This window comes from Sphingomonas sp. LH128, assembly GCF_000293195.2.
GTDB classification, from domain to species: domain Bacteria; phylum Pseudomonadota; class Alphaproteobacteria; order Sphingomonadales; family Sphingomonadaceae; genus Novosphingobium; species Novosphingobium resinovorum_A.
Genome location: NZ_ALVC01000463.1, coordinates 1 through 16,330 on the forward strand (window position 1 = coordinate 1; position 16,330 = coordinate 16,330).

Annotated in this window: 15 protein-coding genes; 9 read left to right on the plus strand and 6 right to left on the minus strand. The window is 64.9% G+C overall.

Annotated elements, in window-relative coordinates; genetic code table 11:
* A partial coding sequence (locus LH128_RS28395; protein ID WP_008833152.1) for a TonB-dependent receptor domain-containing protein occupies positions 1-486 on the plus strand: 486 nt, incomplete at its 5' end.
* 164 nt (positions 487-650) lie between these two features.
* On the opposite strand, the gene LH128_RS28400 is transcribed toward LH128_RS28395, so the two are convergent.
* Positions 651-2,306 carry an NAD+ synthase gene (locus tag LH128_RS28400; RefSeq protein ID WP_008833153.1) on the minus strand — a complete coding sequence of 552 codons (1,656 nt, stop codon included), beginning with the start codon at positions 2,304-2,306 and terminating at the stop codon, positions 651-653.
* A gap of 235 nt (positions 2,307-2,541) precedes the next feature.
* Positions 2,542-2,715 (minus strand): hypothetical protein, encoded by a 174-nt coding sequence (locus LH128_RS33880; RefSeq protein WP_170065941.1) that lies wholly within the window; start codon positions 2,713-2,715, stop codon positions 2,542-2,544.
* A 168-nt stretch (positions 2,716-2,883) separates the two neighbouring features.
* Here LH128_RS33880 and LH128_RS28405 point away from each other — a divergent pair, with 168 nt between their 5' ends.
* The 5 genes from LH128_RS28405 to metH are packed head-to-tail and all read left to right on the plus strand — an operon-like array spanning position 2,884 to position 9,029.
* Entirely contained in the window at positions 2,884-3,867 is a 984-nt protein-coding gene (locus LH128_RS28405) for an ArsR/SmtB family transcription factor (RefSeq protein WP_008833154.1), read from the plus strand.
* Positions 3,867-4,775: a methylenetetrahydrofolate reductase [NAD(P)H] gene (metF, locus tag LH128_RS28410; protein ID WP_008833155.1), complete on the plus strand. Its 909-nt coding sequence runs from the start codon at positions 3,867-3,869 to the stop codon at positions 4,773-4,775. The genes LH128_RS28405 and metF overlap by 1 nt, the downstream gene beginning before the upstream one ends.
* Complete coding sequence (locus LH128_RS28415; protein WP_008833156.1) at positions 4,772-5,818, plus strand: homocysteine S-methyltransferase family protein; 1,047 nt, start codon at positions 4,772-4,774, stop codon at positions 5,816-5,818. Before metF ends, LH128_RS28415 begins: the two co-directional genes overlap by 4 nt.
* Positions 5,818-6,336 (plus strand): GNAT family N-acetyltransferase, encoded by a 519-nt coding sequence (locus LH128_RS28420; protein WP_008833157.1) that lies wholly within the window; start codon positions 5,818-5,820, stop codon positions 6,334-6,336. Before LH128_RS28415 ends, LH128_RS28420 begins: the two co-directional genes overlap by 1 nt.
* Positions 6,337-6,392: 56 nt before the next feature.
* Positions 6,393-9,029 carry a methionine synthase gene (gene metH, locus LH128_RS28425; protein WP_008833158.1) on the plus strand — a complete coding sequence of 879 codons (2,637 nt, stop codon included), beginning with the start codon at positions 6,393-6,395 and terminating at the stop codon, positions 9,027-9,029.
* A 42-nt stretch (positions 9,030-9,071) separates the two neighbouring features.
* On the opposite strand, the gene LH128_RS28430 is transcribed toward metH, so the two are convergent.
* Entirely contained in the window at positions 9,072-9,407 is a 336-nt protein-coding gene (locus LH128_RS28430) for a hypothetical protein (protein ID WP_327195305.1), read from the minus strand.
* A gap of 120 nt (positions 9,408-9,527) precedes the next feature.
* Here LH128_RS28430 and LH128_RS28435 point away from each other — a divergent pair, with 120 nt between their 5' ends.
* Positions 9,528-10,118 (plus strand): NUDIX hydrolase, encoded by a 591-nt coding sequence (locus LH128_RS28435; RefSeq protein WP_008833160.1) that lies wholly within the window; start codon positions 9,528-9,530, stop codon positions 10,116-10,118.
* A 63-nt stretch (positions 10,119-10,181) separates the two neighbouring features.
* Positions 10,182-12,065 carry a DNA helicase RecQ gene (gene recQ, locus LH128_RS28440; RefSeq protein ID WP_008833161.1) on the plus strand — a complete coding sequence of 628 codons (1,884 nt, stop codon included), beginning with the start codon at positions 10,182-10,184 and terminating at the stop codon, positions 12,063-12,065.
* Between the two features lie 412 nt (positions 12,066-12,477).
* Here recQ and LH128_RS28445 read toward each other — a convergent pair whose 3' ends face one another.
* From LH128_RS28445 to LH128_RS28455, 3 genes are all read right to left on the minus strand, one after another.
* Positions 12,478-13,365 carry a 3'-5' exonuclease gene (locus LH128_RS28445; protein ID WP_008833162.1) on the minus strand — a complete coding sequence of 296 codons (888 nt, stop codon included), beginning with the start codon at positions 13,363-13,365 and terminating at the stop codon, positions 12,478-12,480.
* Between the two features lie 130 nt (positions 13,366-13,495).
* Positions 13,496-14,617, minus strand: a complete 1,122-nt coding sequence (locus LH128_RS28450) for a metallophosphoesterase (RefSeq protein WP_008833163.1) — start codon at positions 14,615-14,617, stop codon at positions 13,496-13,498.
* 10 nt (positions 14,618-14,627) lie between these two features.
* Positions 14,628-15,548 (minus strand): SDR family oxidoreductase, encoded by a 921-nt coding sequence (locus LH128_RS28455; protein ID WP_008833164.1) that lies wholly within the window; start codon positions 15,546-15,548, stop codon positions 14,628-14,630.
* Between the two features lie 162 nt (positions 15,549-15,710).
* Here LH128_RS28455 and LH128_RS28460 point away from each other — a divergent pair, with 162 nt between their 5' ends.
* A complete protein-coding gene (locus tag LH128_RS28460) occupies positions 15,711-16,244 on the plus strand; it encodes a TetR/AcrR family transcriptional regulator (RefSeq protein ID WP_008833165.1) in 534 nt (177 codons plus the stop codon).
* Positions 16,245-16,330: the final 86 nt, after the last annotated feature.

Below are 16,330 nucleotides of genomic sequence, written 5' to 3' on the forward strand. Positions count from 1 at the left end.
AAGGCGGGCGGCAGCTACTACGACCCGCAGGACACCACCTCGACCGGGTTCGAGGTGGAGCTTTCAGGCCAGGTCACGCACAACTGGACTCTATCGGGCGGCTTCACGTACCTCGACATCGAGAACGCCGACGGCGACGATACCCGCACCTGGATCCCGACCAAGTCCCTCAAGCTGGCGAGCACCTATTCGGTGCCTGAACTGAACGACCTCAAGCTGGGCGCACAACTGCGCGTGCAGAATGCGACGACGGCCGTGGTCAGCGACTTATCCGCCTATGGCGGCGTCGAGGGCGACGTGACGCTGAAGCAGAAGGGCTACGCAATCCTCGACCTCATGGCCGGAGTACGCGTGGTCGAGCACGTGCGCGCCAGCATCAACGTGCGCAACGTGACAAACGTGAAGTACCTCAACAGCCTCAAGTGGGGTCAGGCGTTCTACGGCGCGCCGCGCAGCGCAGTGGTGACGCTGAGCGTCGAGTACTGAGAGCGAAAGCGAAGCGGGCATCCCTATTTTGCCCGCCTCGCGCCCTCTACTCGTCATTGCGAGCGCAGCGAAGCAATCCAGGGCAGTTCAGCGCCGCCCTGGATTGCTTCGCTGCGCTTCGCAATGACGGATGGTTTCAAAAAGCTGGGAAGCTTCCCGCCGCCTTACCCGCTCCGAAACGCGTGCGTGATCGGATAGCGCCGGTCGCGCCCGAAGTTGCGCGCGGTCAGCTTGACGCCGGGCGGCGACTGACGGCGCTTGTACTCGGCACGGTGGAGCAGGAACTCCACGTGGCGCACAACCCCGTGCTCGAAGCCTTCATTGACCAGTTGCGCCACGCTCTTGTCGTGCTCCACCAGACCCACGAGGATCGGGTCCAGCACGTCGTAGGGCGGCAAGCTGTCGCAGTCGCGCTGCCCGTCGTACAGCTCGGCGGAGGGATCTCGGGTCAGCACGCCGTCAGGAACCAGCGGACCGCCCGGGCCGAGGCCGATGCGCGGAACTTGCCCGTTCCGCCAGCGCGCCAGTGCATAGACCGTGCTCTTGTACGCATCCTTGAGCGGCGCGTAGCCACCCGCCATGGCGCCATAAATCGCCGCATAGCCGACGCTCAGCTCGCTCTTGTTGGCGGTTGCGAGGAGCATAGGGCCGAACTTGTTGGACAGTGCCATCAAGCCCGCCCCGCGCACCCGCGACTGGAGGTTTTCTTCCGCGAGATCACGCTGCGTACCCTCGAATGCCTCGCCCAGCATGGCGTCGAACCCATCGACAGCCGCGCCGATCGGCATCTCGGTATAGCGAATCCCCAGCGCGCGGGCGCAGGCGGCTGCGTCGTCGAGGCTCTGCTCGCTGGTGAAGCGCGAGGGCATCATCACCCCCCAGACCCTGTCGGCCCCCAGCGCATCGACCGCGATGGCCGCGCAAGTCGCCGAATCGACCCCGCCAGACAGGCCGAGCACGACGCCCGGAAAGCCGTTGCGCTTCACGTAGTCGCGTAAAGCGAGGACCATCGCACTGTAGATGTCCTCCGGATGCTGCGCGAGCGGCTCCAAGGCGCCGCGATCGCAGCGCCAGCCCTTGGCGGTCTTGGTCCAGCGGGTCTCCACGACCTGCTCCTCCCAGTCGCGCAGCTGTACCGCCAGCGCACCGTCGCCGTTCACCGCGAAACTGCCCCCGTCGAACACCAGTTCGTCCTGCCCGCCGACGCGGTTGAGATAGGCCAGCGGCAGCCCGGTATCGACCGCGCGGCGCTTGGCCACGCCTTCGATGCGCAGGGCCTCCTTGTTGATCTCGTAAGGGCTGCCATTGATCGAGATGAGGATTTCGGCGCCGAAATCGGCGAGATGGCGGCAGACCTCGTAGCGCCATATATCCTCGCCCACAGGCACCCCGATCATCGTGCCGCGCAGGATTATCGGTTCCGGCAGCGGGCCGGGCTGGAACAGGCGCATCTCGTCGAAGGTGCCGTAGTTGGGCAATTCGTGCTTCAGGCGAACCGCTGCGACCTTGCCCTGATCGAGCAGCGCCACCCCATTATGCAACGCACCATCGAGCACGAAAGCCGACCCGACCAGCATCGCTGGACCGTCGCCGGCAGTCGATTCGGCGAGCTGCTGAAGCTCGGCCGCCGCGCGCTCGATCAGTGCGGGCTTGAGGATCAGGTCCTCGGGCGGATATCCGATGAGGTGAAGTTCGGGGAAGACAACGAGGTCGCTGCCCTTCGCCGCGTCACGCGCTGCCAGAATAGCGGCGGCATTGGCGGGAATGTCCCCGACCGACTGGTTGAGCTGCGCGAGCGTGATCTTCAGCGTATCGGGCATGGGCCGGTTGATGCCCCGCCCCTGAAGGCAGTGCAAACAAAAACCCGCCCTTCAGTGAAGAGCGGGTTTTGCTGCTCCACATCCGCGTAAACGCGTAATGCAGAAACAAAAAACCCTCCCATCGGGGAGGGCTTCTGTCCGTCGTGAAACGGACTTTCCACAAGCCGGTTGGACCCGGAAGCGGAAAGCGGCGGGGGCCAGTGCACCGAAAGGTAGCGCCGAACCCCCGAGCCGATTACATCGCCTCGGACGCAGCCTCGGTCGGAACGTCGGTGGCGTCACCGGTCATCAGCTCCTCGGGAGCGGTCTCGACCGAATCCGTGGTAGCTTCGGCGGCGGGCTCACCACCGCAAGCAGCGAGCGACAGTGCGGCAACCGACGCGAACGCGGCGAAAGCAATCTTCTTCATGCGAATCCCCTTGCATTGTTTGGCGCATAGGCCAACGCTTGCAGGCAAGCCTGCAGTGGCATTCTTTAGACGAGACGATGGTGCAACGCAAATAGGAATACGACAGGCGGAAATCCGCAGAATTCCTAGGGCTTGCACACATATAAAGATATCTTTATATGATCCGGCATGCGGATCGACCCTCTTCTGCGCGCTCTTTCGGAGCCGACGCGCCTGCGTATGCTGCGTCTGCTCGCGCATATGGAGCTTGCCGTGGGGGAGCTTGCGCAAGTCCTCGGCCAGAGCCAGCCGCGCGTCTCGCGCCATATAAAGATTCTGTGCGACGCCGGATTGGCCGAGCGCCGCAAGGAAGGAAGCTGGGTCTTCCTGAGAATCGCCGTGTCCGAACAAGGCGAATCATCGCTCGGCACGGCGGCCGCGAATCTCCTCAACGTCGCCGAGCGTGACGACAGCCAGTTCGCCGCCCGCTGCGCCGAGGACCGCCGCCACCTCGCCGCCATCCGCGCCGGGCGCGAGGCGAGCGCCGAAGCCTACTTCGCCCGCCACGCCGCCGAATGGGACACGCTGCGCCGTCTCCACGGCGCCGACGAGCCGGTCGAGGCCGCGTTGCTCCGCGCGCTGGGCGAGGAGACGATCGGCGGGTTGCTCGATGTCGGCACCGGCACCGGGCGCATGGCACAGCTTCTGTCCGCGCGCGCGGGGCGCGTGACGGCGCTCGACAAAAGCCCTGAGATGCTGCGCATCGCCCGCGCCCGGTTGCAGGACCTGCCCGCCGACAAGGTCGATCTGGTGCAGGGCGACTTCACCGCCCTGCCCTTCGCGCCCGACGCCTTCGACACCGTGCTGTTCCATCAGGTGCTGCACTTCGCGCAGGACCCCGCCGTGGTGCTGACCGAAGCCGCGCGCGTGCTGCGGCCGGGCGGGCGCATCGCCGTCGTCGACCTTGCCGCGCACGAGCGCGAGGAGATGCGCGAACGCCACGCCCACGCCCGTCTCGGCTTTTCGGACGAGCAGATGCTCGCCCATCTCGCTTCCGCGGGCCTTACCCCGGCCGAGCCCGTCGCTCTGCCGGGCGACCCGCTCACCGTTAAAATCTGGACTGCGCGGCGCGATGGTGTAACCGCGCGCCCTGAAAACCGAGAGACCGTTTGATGACCGCTTCCCCACGCGCCGCAGAAACCCCGATTTTCGCAGGGTTGCCCGGCGACATTTCCGTCTCCTTCGAATTCTTCCCGCCCAAGTCGGAAAAGATGGAGGAGCAGCTGTGGGACGCAATCACCCAGCTTGCCCCGCTCGACCCGGCCTTCGTGTCGGTAACCTATGGCGCGGGCGGCTCCACCCGTGAGCGCACCCACGCCACCGTCTCACGGATCGTGAAGGAGACCGCGCTGGTTCCCGCCGCGCACCTTACCTGCGTCGCCGCCAGCAAGGGCGAGATCGACGAAGTGGTCGATCAGTACTGGGAAGCGGGCGTGCGCCACATCGTCGCGCTGCGCGGCGATCCGCCGCCGTCGGACGGCGGCCGCTTCGTGCCGCATCCCGAAGGCTATGCCAGCGCCGCGCAGCTGGTCGAAGGCATCCGCAGGCGCCACGATTTCGAAGTCTCGGTCGCGGCCTATCCCGAAGTCCACCCCGAAGCGGTGAGCGCCGAGGCCGACCTCGACAACCTGAAGCGCAAGATCGACGCCGGCGCCACCCGCGCGATCACGCAGTTCTTCTTCTCGACCGACGCCTACTTCCGCTTCATGGACAAGGCGCTGGCGGCAGGCATTACCGTACCGATCCTGCCGGGCATCATGCCGGTCACCAGCTTCGCCGCGATCCGGCGCATGTCCGGCAACACCGAGATCCCCGGCTGGCTGGAGACGATGTTCGACGGCCTCGACGATCGCCCCGGCCCGCGCGCGCTGGTCGCCGCCGTCGCGGCGGCGGACCTCTGCAAGCGCCTGTATGAAGGCGGGTCTCGCGATTTCCACTTCTACACCCTCAACCGCGCCGAGCAGGCTTACGCGATCTGCCAGCTTCTCGGCCTGCGTCCCGTCAAGGAACTTGTCGCATGAGCGTCCGTGAAACCTTCCTCGCCGAGGCAGCCAAGCGCATCCTCATCACCGACGGCGCTTTCGGCACCGAGATCCAGAACTGGAAGCTCTCGGAAGCCGACTACGCAGGCACGCTGGGCCTGTCCCACGACCAGAAGGGCAACAACGACATCCTCGCGCTGACAAAGCCCGAGGTGCCGGAGTCCATCCACCGTGCCTACTTCGAAGCCGGCGCGGACATTGCCGAGACTAACACCTTCTCCGCCAACCGCATCAGCCAGGCCGACTACGGCGCCGAGCATCTGGTTCGCGAGATCAACGTTGAATCGGCAAAGCTGGCCCGCCGCCTCGCCGACGAATATCAGGCGAAGGATGGCCGCCCGCGCTTCGTGGCGGGCGCAATCGGGCCGACCAACAAGACGCTCTCGCTCAGCCCCGACGTCAACGATCCGGGCTACCGCGAGATCGACTGGGACACGCTGGTCGACGTCTACAAGGAACAGGCCGCGGCCCTGGTCGAAGGCGGAGCGGACTTCATCCTGATCGAGACGGTGTTCGATACGCTCAACGCCAAGGCGGGCGTCATGGCCGTGCGCTATCTCGAACAGGAACTCGGCCGTGAAGTGCCGATCATGCTGTCGATGACGTTGACCGATTTGTCGGGCCGCAACCTCTCGGGCCACACGGTCGAGGCGTTCTGGCATGCGGTTCGTCATGCCAAGCCGGTGACCATAGGCCTGAACTGCTCGTTCGGCGCCACCCAGCTGCGTCCGCACGTGAAGACGCTGTCGGAGATCGCCGACACACTCATCATGATCTACCCCAACGCCGGGCTTCCCAACGAACTGGGCGCCTACGACGAGATGCCGGACACTACGGCAGGCTTCGTCGGCGAATGGGCGATCGCGGGTCAGGTCAACGTGCTGGGCGGCTGCTGCGGTTCGACCCCGGCGCACATCAAGGCCATCGCCGACAAGGTGACCGGCATGGCGCCGCGCCATCTGCCCGAACTGCAGCCGGTGACGCGCCTCGCTGGCCTCGAACCCTTCACGATGGCCGGCTGATGGATTCGCTGCCGATCTGGCGCCTACGTCCAGCCGGGCCGGACGATGCCGACGCGCTCGCTCTAGTGGGTGCGGCAACCTTCCTCGAGAGCTTCGCAGGCGTGATCGACGGCGCGGGTCTCGTTGCGCACTGCGCGAAGCAGCATTCGGCCGAGACCTACCGCGCCTATTTCGCCAAGGGCGCGAAGGCGTGGCTGGCGGAGATTGAGCCCGGCGGCGCGCCGGTGGGCTATGCGCTGCTGTGCGAGCCCGAGATCGAGCATGCGCAGCAAGGGGACATCGAGCTGAAGCGCATCTACATCCTCTCGCGCTTTCAGGGATCGACGATCGCCAGTTCGTTGATGCAGGCGGTCGTTGCGGAGTCGGCAGGCCGTTCGCGGCTGCTTCTGGGCGTCAAGGACGACAACCACCGCGCATTCTCCTTCTATGCCAAGCACGGCTTCGAGACGATCGGCACCCGCCGGTTCGACGTCGGCGGCAAGACTTACGACGACTTCGTGCTGGCGCGGGTGCTGTAGCGCCATGCCGCTTTGCCCACCGATCAAACGCACCTCCTGAACCGAGAACAACACCCATGACCGCCACCCCTTCCGGCTCCCGTTTCGTCAACATCGGCGAGCGCACCAACGTCACCGGCTCCGCGAAGTTCAAGAAGCTGGTCATGGCCGGCGACTATCCCGCTGCCATCGAAGTCGCCCGCCAGCAGGTGGAGAACGGCGCGCAGGTCATCGACGTCAACATGGACGAGGGCCTGCTCGATGCCGTCGAGGCGATGACCACCTACCTCAAGCTGATCGCCGCTGAGCCGGACATCGCCCGCGTGCCGGTGATGGTCGACAGCTCCAAGTGGGACGTGATCGAGGCGGGGCTGAAGTGCGTGTCGGGCAAGCCGATCGTCAATTCCATCTCGATGAAGGAAGGCGTCGAGCCGTTCCTGGAACATGCGCGCAAGTGCATGGCCTATGGCGCCGCCGTGGTCGTCATGGCCTTCGACGAGACCGGGCAGGCCGACACCAAGGAGCGCAAGATCGAAATCTGCGAGCGCGCCTACAAGCTGCTCGTCGGCATCGGTTTCCCGCCGGAGGACATCATCTTCGACCCCAACGTCTTCGCCGTCGCCACTGGCATCGAGGAGCATGACCGCTACGGGCTCGACTTCATCGAGGCGGTGGCGGAAATCCGCGCGCGCTGCCCGCACGTCCACTTCTCGGGCGGCCTGTCGAACCTCTCATTCAGCTTCCGCGGCAACGAGACGGTGCGCCGCGCGATGCACTCGATATTCCTGTACCACGCGATCCCGGCGGGGCTGGACATGGCGATCGTCAACGCGGGGCAGCTCGACGTCTACGACCAGATCGACCCGGCGCTGCGCGAGGCCTGCGAAGACGTCATCATGATGCGCCGCCCCGGCGTGGGCGAGGACGGCAAGACCTCCACCGAACGCCTCATCGAACTGGCCGAGAGCTACAAGGGCAAGGACACCGTCGCCGAAAAGGCCGCCGAGGAATGGCGCGGCTGGGACGTCACCAAGCGCATCGAACACGCCCTGGTGCGCGGCATCGACGCCTACGTGGTGGAAGACACCGAGGAGGCCCGCGCCGCGATCGCCGCTGCCGGTGGCCGCCCGATCGAGGTGATCGAAGGCCCGCTGATGGGCGGCATGAACGTGGTCGGCGACTTGTTCGGCAGCGGCAAGATGTTCCTCCCGCAAGTCGTGAAATCCGCGCGCGTGATGAAGAAGGCGGTCGCGCACCTCATCCCCTTCATCGAGGCGGAGAAGGACGCCAAGTCCAAGGCGAAGGGCCGCATCATCATGGCCACCGTCAAGGGTGACGTGCATGATATCGGCAAGAACATCGTCGGCGTCGTGCTCCAGTGCAACGGCTACGAAGTGATCGACCTTGGCGTCATGGTGCCGTGGTCGAAGATCCTCGAATCGGCGAACGAGAACGAGGCCGACATCATCGGCCTGTCCGGCCTCATCACCCCCTCATTGGACGAGATGGTGACCGTGGCCGAGGAAATGCAGCGCGCCGAGATGAACATCCCGCTGCTGATCGGCGGCGCGACGACGTCCAAGGTCCACACAGCGCTGCGCATCGACCCGGCCTATACCGGCACCGTGGTCCACGTGCTCGACGCCAGCCGCGCGGTGGGCGTCGCCTCGCAGCTCTTGTCCGACACGCAGGCGGAGGGCTTCAAGTCCTCGGTCGCGATCGACTACGAGAAGGTGCGCGAGGCCCGCGCCAACAAGGGCCAGAGCGACCTGCTGCCGCTCGCCGAGGCGCGCGCCAACGCCTTCCCCACCGACTTCACCCAGAAACCCGCCGCGCCCGCGCAGCCGGGTCTGCATGTCTTCGAGGAATGGGACCTCAAGGATCTGGTCGAGACCTTCGACTGGACCCCGTTCTTCCGCGCCTGGGAGCTGGCGGGCAATTACCCCGCAATCCTGACAGACGAGGTCGTCGGCGAAAGCGCCACCAGCCTCTTTGCCGATGCGCAGGCGATGCTGGCAAAGATCATCGACGAGAAATGGCTGACTGCGCGCGGCGTCTGCGCCTTCTGGCCAGCCCGCTCGGACGGTGACGACGTTCTCCTCGATGCCGGCGATTCCGGGGCAACCCGCCTGCCAATGCTGCGCCAGCAGTTCAAGAAGTCGCGCGGCCGCGCAAACTTCTGCCTGTCGGACTTCATCGATCCAGCGGGCGACTGGCTCGGCGGTTTCGCGGTGGGCATTCACGGCATCGAGCCGCATCTGGAACGCTTCAAGGCCGCCCACGATGACTACTCGGACATCCTGCTCAAGGCCCTGGCCGACCGCTTCGCCGAAGCCTTCGCCGAACGCCTCCACGCCCATGTCCGTACGACCCTGTGGGGCTATGCGCCGGACGAGCAGTTCACCAACGAAGCGCTGATCCGCGAGGAATATCGCGGCATTCGCCCGGCGCCGGGCTATCCCGCCTGCCCGGACCATTCGCTCAAGCCCATCCTGTTCGATCTGCTCAAGGCGCAGGACAACGCCGGCATCGTCCTGACCGAAAGCCAGGCGATGCTGCCGACGGCGGCGGTTTCGGGCTTCTACTTCGCGCACCCGGAAAGCCAGTACTTCGGCGTCGCCCGTATCGGCCGCGACCAGTTGGAGGACTACGCCGTGCGCCGCGATGTGGATCTTCCTACCGCCGAACGCTGGCTGCGGCCCAATCTGGATTAAAGCGATGCGCCGTCCCCGACTTGCTGCGGGACGGCGCCACTTTCAGCCCGCCTGCTCCGCCCGCCACAGCGCGCGGTGGCGCAGGTAGGCATCGGCCACGTTCTCGCCCACGGCTACTGTGAGCACCGCCAGGGCAGCGTCGAGCCCCCGGCAAGCCAACTCGTCGATTGCCGCCGCATGATCCTGCCCTACTTCGCGCGCCAGCATCTTAAGCACATGCGCCTTTTCGGCGAACTCGATCTCGCTCAACCAGGACAGCCGGTAATCCTCGTTTTTCGCGGACGCGTCGTGTGCATGGCAACCCATCTTTGTCTCTTCCCGATTCTGACGGCTGCCTCCCACCCCTTGGGCCGATTCACATTCAATCGTTTGCAGCACTTGGAGAATTATCAGGCTCCCGGCAAAGCCATCGCTACCGCCCGGCTAGGGATATGCCACAACTGCCCAAAAGGCTTATTCGCACTTGCAACATGAACACTGCGCCACCACCCTGATCCCATGACCGCAGCACGCACCATTTCTTCCCGCATCATCAGTCGAACGCTCGTCTACGACGGATGGTACAAGTTCTATCGCCTCGAAGTGGAAATGCCCGACGGTGTCGTGGTGGAGCGCCATTTGCTTGACAATGGCTCGGCCGTGGCGGTGCTGCCATACGATCCGGTGCGCCGGGTGTGCATGCTGATCGACCAGCCGCGCGCGGGCGTGCTCGATGCGGGCGAACCGCCACTGCTGGAGGCCATTGCCGGTAACCTCGACGGCACTTCGCCAGAGGCGCGCATCGTCGAAGAAGCCTTCGAAGAAGGCGGCCTGCGCATTTCCGATCTCGAACCGGTGACCAACATGTGGTCGCTGTGCCCCGCCTCGACCGAGCGAGTACAGCTCTATCTCGCGCAGTATGCACACGAAGACCGCATCGCTGCGGGCGGCGGTGCGCACGACGAGGATGAGAACATCACCGTCCACGAGATCGGGCTCGACGCCTTGCGCGACATGGCGCTCTGCGGAGAACTGTCAGACGCAAAGACGCTGATCCTCGCGCAGGCGTTGCTGCTGAAGCACCCGCAATTGTGGGCCGATCGTCGTTAAATTACCGGAAACTTGCCTGCCGATGGTTTCCCCTCGCCGTCCTGATCTGCCATAACCCGCACCGTGAACGACGACGACTGGCCTTTCGAGACGACCTTCTACGGCGAACCCGACGCCGACATGATCGACCCTTATGCACCCGAGGTTGACTGGACGCCCGCGCCGCCACCCTCCGGCGAGGCGGTGTCGAAAGCGCTGCACGACGTCTTCGGTTTCTCGGGCTTTCGCGGCGTACAGGATTTGGTGGTCGATCGCGTTATCCACGGCCAGTCGACGCTGGCGATCATGCCCACCGGTGCGGGCAAGTCGTTGACCTACCAGTTGCCCGCCGTGCTGCTGCAGGGCACGTGCGTGGTCGTCTCGCCGCTGATCGCGCTGATGCACGACCAGTTGCGCTCCGCCCGCGCCAACGGCATCCGCGCCGCCACCCTGACCAGCGCCGACACCGATCGCGGGGCGACCATGGACGCCTTTCGCGCCGGCGAGCTGGACCTGCTCTACATCGCCCCGGAACGCGCCAGCCAGCCGCACTTCCGCGAACTGCTGCTATCGGCCCGGGTCGGTCTCTTTGCGATCGACGAGGCGCACTGCGTCTCCGAATGGGGCCACGATTTCCGTCCCGATTACCGCCTGCTGCGCCCTTTGCTCGATGCGTTCCCGCAAGTCCCACGGCTGGCGCTGACGGCGACTGCGGACAACCACACCCGCAGCGATATCCTCGCACAACTCGGTATTCCCGACGAGGGGCTGATCGTCGCCGGGTTCGACCGGCCGAACATCCGTTATGCCATTCGCCCGCGCGAGAGCGTAGGCCGTCAGCTCAAGGCGGTGGTCGAGGAGAATCCCGGTCCGGGGATTATCTACGCCCCCACCCGCGCACGCGTAGAGCAGCTGGCCGAGAGCCTTGCCCGCGACACCGGCCGCCGCGTGCTGCCCTATCACGCAGGCCTCCCGCCCGAAGTCCGCGCGCGCAACCAGGCCGCATTCGTGGCGAGCGAGGACATGGTGATGGTCGCCACGGTCGCCTTCGGCATGGGCATCGACAAGCCCGACGTGCGCTTCGTCGCCCATGCGGGCATCCCCAAGTCGATCGAGGGCTACTACCAGGAAACCGGCCGCGCCGGGCGCGATGGCGATCCTTCGGTGGCCATCATGTTCTGGGGCGCTGACGACTTCGCGCGAGCGCGCCAGCGCCTGTCCGAGATCGAGCCTCACCGCCAGCAGAGCGAACGCCAGCGCCTCGATTCGCTGGCCGGTCTGGTCGAAACCGCCGAATGCCGCCGCGCCGTGTTGCTGCGTCACTTCGGCGAAACCCCGGCGCAGACTTGCGGCAACTGCGACAACTGCCTCCAGCCTGTCGGCGTGGTCGATGTCACCGATGTCGCGCGCAAGCTGCTATCGGCCGTCTATCGCACTGGGCAGTCCTATGGCCTGGGTCATCTGGAAAAGGTGCTGACCGGCGTTTCCGATGACCGCGTGCTGCAGCGCGGGCATGACAGGCTGTCAGTGTTCGGCATCCTCACCGAAGACGAAAAGCCGCTGCTGAAAGCGCTTGCCCGCGCTCTGCAGGCGCGTGGCAGCCTGACCGCGACCGAGCACGGCGGTCTTGCGCTGGGAGGAGACGCTCGCGCGATCCTGAAGGGGGAGGCTGCTGTAGCGATCGTCGTGCCACCCAAACAGGACCGCAAACGCCGCTCGCGCGGGGGAGATGCCGGAGCCAATCCCGTCGGCGACCCTTTGTTCGAGGCGCTGCGCGAGTTGCGCCGCGAGCTGGCAAAGGAGGCAGGCGTCCCGCCCTACGTCATCTTCCACGATTCGACCTTGCGCGAAATGGCCGGCTCACGCCCATCCTCACTGGCGGAACTCGGCTTGGTCGGGGGCGTCGGAACACGCAAGCTGGAAGCCTATGGCGACGCGTTCGTCGAGGTGATCCGGCGCCACGCCTGACCCCGTTGAATTTGGCGATTCCGCCAGGATCGACCTTCCCGTCTAAAAACATATCGGTTTGGCGAAGCGGACGCCTGGATCCATCCAAGGCGGGAGCTGGCCGAACGAAAGCCCTAGAAGCGCCTCGATGCGGTTACGGCGGATTCTTCTAGGCGCGACCCGCGATCACCAGAAAAGCAAAAAACCCCGGTTTCCCGTGGCTTTCGACTACTTACGATCACCTTCGAAAAGGTGATAGAACGCGGCCGCGCCAAAGGCGCGGGGCAGCACCTATCCTGCCCTTCAAGCTACCCCGATTCTGCGACACGAAAAGGATCAGGGAAGAAACTCACCCATCCGACGGCCGTGTCCACAACCCAAACGCAAGATGCCGAGGAAAGCATCGATCAGCGCATTCCTCAGACTGGCGGATTCACACTGCCCGGGAATGCCGTTCGCAGGCGCTGACAGGAATGAATGCCGGCTCACCATGCCCGGTATAGACCTCGCTCATCAGCCAGGCTCGCTCCGCGTCGTGATCCGCTTCCGCGATCTCGGTGGTCCAGAAACGCAACGCAGGATTCCAGCGATAGCCCCGCGCCTTCAGACGGTCCTTGGAATCGAAGGGAGCGTCGACCGCATTCACCTGGAAAGACGACCGCTCCGAACATGCGATCAGCCTGGCCATCACGGTCTCACCGTCCGGCAAATCATGCGCGAGCAGGTATATGAGCGCTAGGATGTCGTTTTCGGCCCGGTGACCTTCATAGAACCAGCCGCACTGCGAGACGAGATGGGCAAGCGCACGCCCGTCGAAGCCGAGTTCGAGCCAGTCCAGTTCGGACATCGAGCAGGCCCAGGCCTTGCAGGCAAGCGCGGGTAGTCTGCGATCGACGAATGGCCGATCGAAACGAGCATTGTGGGCGACGATCAGATCGGCGGAGGTCAGGATTTCGAGCGCAAGGGTATCGTCGATCACCTGGTCCGCCACGACCTCATCGGTCAGGCCGGTCAGTTTCGTTATCCTGGGATCGAGGGGCACGCCCGGATCTTCACGCCACACGCGGGCCTGACCGACCTGCACGATGCGCCCGGCATCGTCGTAGCGAAATCGCTGCAGGGCGAGTTCGATAATCCGGTCGGATTCGTAGTCCAGTCCGGTGGTCTCGACATCAATCGCAACGCCGATCCGATTGCGAGCGCCAGGCACCGGGCGATGAAACCCCGCCACCGGACGAAGCTTGCGCAGCACACGGTATTCGGGATTTTCGGCCAGCAGCGAAGCGGCTCGATTATAGGCATCGGGCGAGACGGTCACCATGTCCGGCTCTCTAGCTTCAGCAACAGCTAAGCGAAAGTCGGACTGCTGCGCGATCACACGTGAACCTTCGGAGCTGCCAAAGCGCATGGAAACCGATCGACCTCAAACCACACGCTCAATGGCAGCGCGCTCAGCCGATCGCGCGATGCAAGGTGATCAAGGTCAGTTCGGAAGGCTTGCCCAACCTCAGAGCAAACCCCGGCCAGATGCCGGTGCCGTTGTTGACGTAGAGGGCCATGTCGCCAACAGCGTAGCATCCCGAGACGAAGCCGCCATTGCCTCGCGCGACCAGACGGTCGAGCCCGACGATCATGCCACCATGAGTGTGCCCTGATAGTTGCAGCGCAACACCGCGCTCCGCCGCTTCGCGCGCCTGCCCGGGCTCGTGATCGAGCAGGATGATCGGTGCGCCGGACGGCGCCCCATCCAGAGCCTTCCCGAGGTCAGGGAGCGGTTTGCCGACACCGCGCGCCGACGGATCGGTAAGGCCAGCAATGACCAGCGCATCATCGCCGCGCTGAATCACCGCATGAGCATTCGCCAGCACCCGCACGCCCAGCGAGGCAAGGTGCGCCATCCACGCATCGTAACCGGAGAGGTATTCGTGATTACCGGGGCTGAGCCAGACCCCATCGCGCGCACTCAGTCCGCGCAAGGCTTCGACGCCTGCACGCCGGTTCTCGACGCTGCCGTCGATCACGTCCCCCGTTATCAGGATCAGGTCAGGCTCCAGACGATTGGCCGCCTCGACCACGGCGCGGGTCCAGCTCGCGGGAAAGAGCCTGCTGATATGCAAGTCAGTGAGGTGAACGAGGGTATAGCCGTCGAAGGCTTCCGGAAGGTTCCGGATCGCTATCGAGACTTTAAGCAGGCGCGGCACGCCGATGGCTTGCCAGACGCCGATCGCCGCCAGCACGAAGGCCATCCCGGCAATGGCGTAGCGAGCTTCAACCCAAGGGGCCGCGCCGCCGATCCCGACTAACCATGCCACCAGCCTCACCGCGTCGAGCGCGATCTGGAAGACGGCCAGCAGGGCGATGCCTCCGAACAGCCAGTTGAGCAGAATGATGAACGGGCGCGGGAATTCCGGACTGAACACCGATCCCGACGAAAGGCGGCTCCATAGATGAGACTGCGAGCCGACGAGCAGCACCAGGGCAATCGCCAGCTTGATGCCGTCTGCCCAGGGCAGCGGCATCAGCGTGCGCGCAACGACGTAGGCCCATGGCAGTGCGAAGATCAGATGGAACATCGCCTATGCTTCAGCCGAAGGCGATGCCGGTCAGCGCCTCGGAACGAGACCAGAGCTGCGCGGCCACTTCGGCGTCCAGCGCCTGCGGTTCGATCTTGCCAGGGCCCGGCGGGCCCTTCAGCTCTCGCAGACCCTGCGGCCCGAAATACTGCCCGCCGCGGATGCTAGGCATGGTCGCTGCCATCACTTGCGGCAATGCGCCGTCAGCGGCGGAATGGCCGATCAGCTTGAGCGCGATCGAGCCGCCCCAGGCCATCAGCCGGCTGCTCGGGCCCGGGCCATTGGCGATCAAGTCGGTCGCAGCGGCACCAGGATGCGCGGCAACGCTGGTAATCCGCCAGTCCTTCGTCCTGCTGCGCCGGTCCAGTTCGAGCGCGAACATCAGCATCGCAAGCTTGGACTGCGCATAGACCGGCCAGGGCTTGTAACCTTGCACATACTCGAGGTCATCGAGCCGGATGCTGCCGCTGCGATGGGCAATGCTGGAGACCTCGACCACGCGCGCCCTGCCCGCGATCAGAAGCGGCAAGAGCCGCGCTGTCAGCGCGAAATGCGAGAGATAATTGGTGGCGAACTGCATCTCATAGCCATCGATCGTCGCTTCGCGCCGGGGCAGCGCCATGATGCCGGCATTGTTGACCAGGATATCGATCGGGCACCCACCCGCCAGGTGCCGTTCGGCAAAATCACTGACCGAGCCGAGGCTGGCGAGATCGACGAGATCGAAGCGCACCTGAGCATCTGGGTGACGGTTGCGGATCAGGGTCTCGGCAGCGCGCCCCTTGTCCGGGTTGCGTGCCGCAAGGATCACCTCGGCCCCGGTTCCCGCCAGGGCAAGCGCCGTCTCCAGACCCAGGCCGCCCGTCGCGCCGGTGACGATCGCCAGCCTGCCGGACTGGTCGGGAATATCCTTGGTGGTCCAGCTCGCCATATTTGCTATCCTTCGCATCGATCAGCCACAGGAGGGCACTGGGCGCGATATTGTGCACTCAGTGCAAATATACAAGAAGTGCAAGAAACAATCTCACCTCTTCCGGTCGGCCTGCGTGAGCGCAAGCGATCGCAGACCCGTGCGCGCATCCAGGAGGAAGCCATGCGCCTCTTCCTCGAGCACGGGTTCGAGGCGACGACGCTCGACGATATCGCTGCAGCTGCAGACGTCTCGCGCCGCAGTCTGTTCCATTATTTCGGGTCTAAGGAGGAGATCGTCTTCTCCACCAAGGCCGATTTTCCGGCGCTCGTCGCAGAGGCGATCAGACGGCGACCAGCCGACGAGGCGCTGCTGGACATGGTCGAGAATGCCTTTCTGGAACTAGCGGGAACCCACATTTCGGAATCCGCGCGCAACCTTGCCAGGCTCATTCAGGACACCCCCGCGCTCAGCGCTGGCGACCAGGCCAAGTACGAGAAGGTTGAGCGCGTCCTCGCTCAGGCACTTGCTGAGCGAAAGGGACGCCCCGAGCTCGACATCGAATGCCGCGTCACTGCGACGGCCGCAATCGGTATTCTGAAATTATCGACCCAGGCTTGGCTCGCCGGAAATGATATCGGTCCCGACACTTTCGGCAGGACCGCATTCGCAGCCTTACGCCGAGTAGCCGGGCAAGCGCCCGACGTCCGCGAATAGTCTGCACTTGGCCGATGCACGAACATGACGTAATCGCGGGAGCGCCGGCCATGGGCAACGGGCTCGAGATTACTGGAAGGTTGGTT

Excerpts from the sequence above, each read along its gene's own strand:
- LH128_RS28400 (WP_008833153.1), bottom strand. The coding sequence starts at position 2,306 with ATGCCCGATACGCTGAAGATCACGCTCGCGCAGCTCAACCAGTCGGTC.
- LH128_RS33880 (WP_170065941.1), bottom strand. The coding sequence starts at position 2,715 with ATGAAGAAGATTGCTTTCGCCGCGTTCGCGTCGGTTGCCGCACTGTCG.
- LH128_RS28405 (WP_008833154.1), top strand. The coding sequence starts at position 2,884 with ATGCGGATCGACCCTCTTCTGCGCGCTCTTTCGGAGCCGACGCGCCTG.
- metF (WP_008833155.1), top strand. The coding sequence starts at position 3,867 with ATGACCGCTTCCCCACGCGCCGCAGAAACCCCGATTTTCGCAGGGTTG.
- LH128_RS28415 (WP_008833156.1), top strand. The coding sequence starts at position 4,772 with ATGAGCGTCCGTGAAACCTTCCTCGCCGAGGCAGCCAAGCGCATCCTC.
- LH128_RS28420 (WP_008833157.1), top strand. The coding sequence starts at position 5,818 with ATGGATTCGCTGCCGATCTGGCGCCTACGTCCAGCCGGGCCGGACGAT.
- metH (WP_008833158.1), top strand. The coding sequence starts at position 6,393 with ATGACCGCCACCCCTTCCGGCTCCCGTTTCGTCAACATCGGCGAGCGC.
- LH128_RS28435 (WP_008833160.1), top strand. The coding sequence starts at position 9,528 with ATGACCGCAGCACGCACCATTTCTTCCCGCATCATCAGTCGAACGCTC.
- LH128_RS28445 (WP_008833162.1), bottom strand. The coding sequence starts at position 13,365 with ATGGTGACCGTCTCGCCCGATGCCTATAATCGAGCCGCTTCGCTGCTG.
- LH128_RS28450 (WP_008833163.1), bottom strand. The coding sequence starts at position 14,617 with ATGTTCCATCTGATCTTCGCACTGCCATGGGCCTACGTCGTTGCGCGC.
- LH128_RS28455 (WP_008833164.1), bottom strand. The coding sequence starts at position 15,548 with ATGGCGAGCTGGACCACCAAGGATATTCCCGACCAGTCCGGCAGGCTG.
- LH128_RS28460 (WP_008833165.1), top strand. The coding sequence starts at position 15,711 with ATGCGCCTCTTCCTCGAGCACGGGTTCGAGGCGACGACGCTCGACGAT.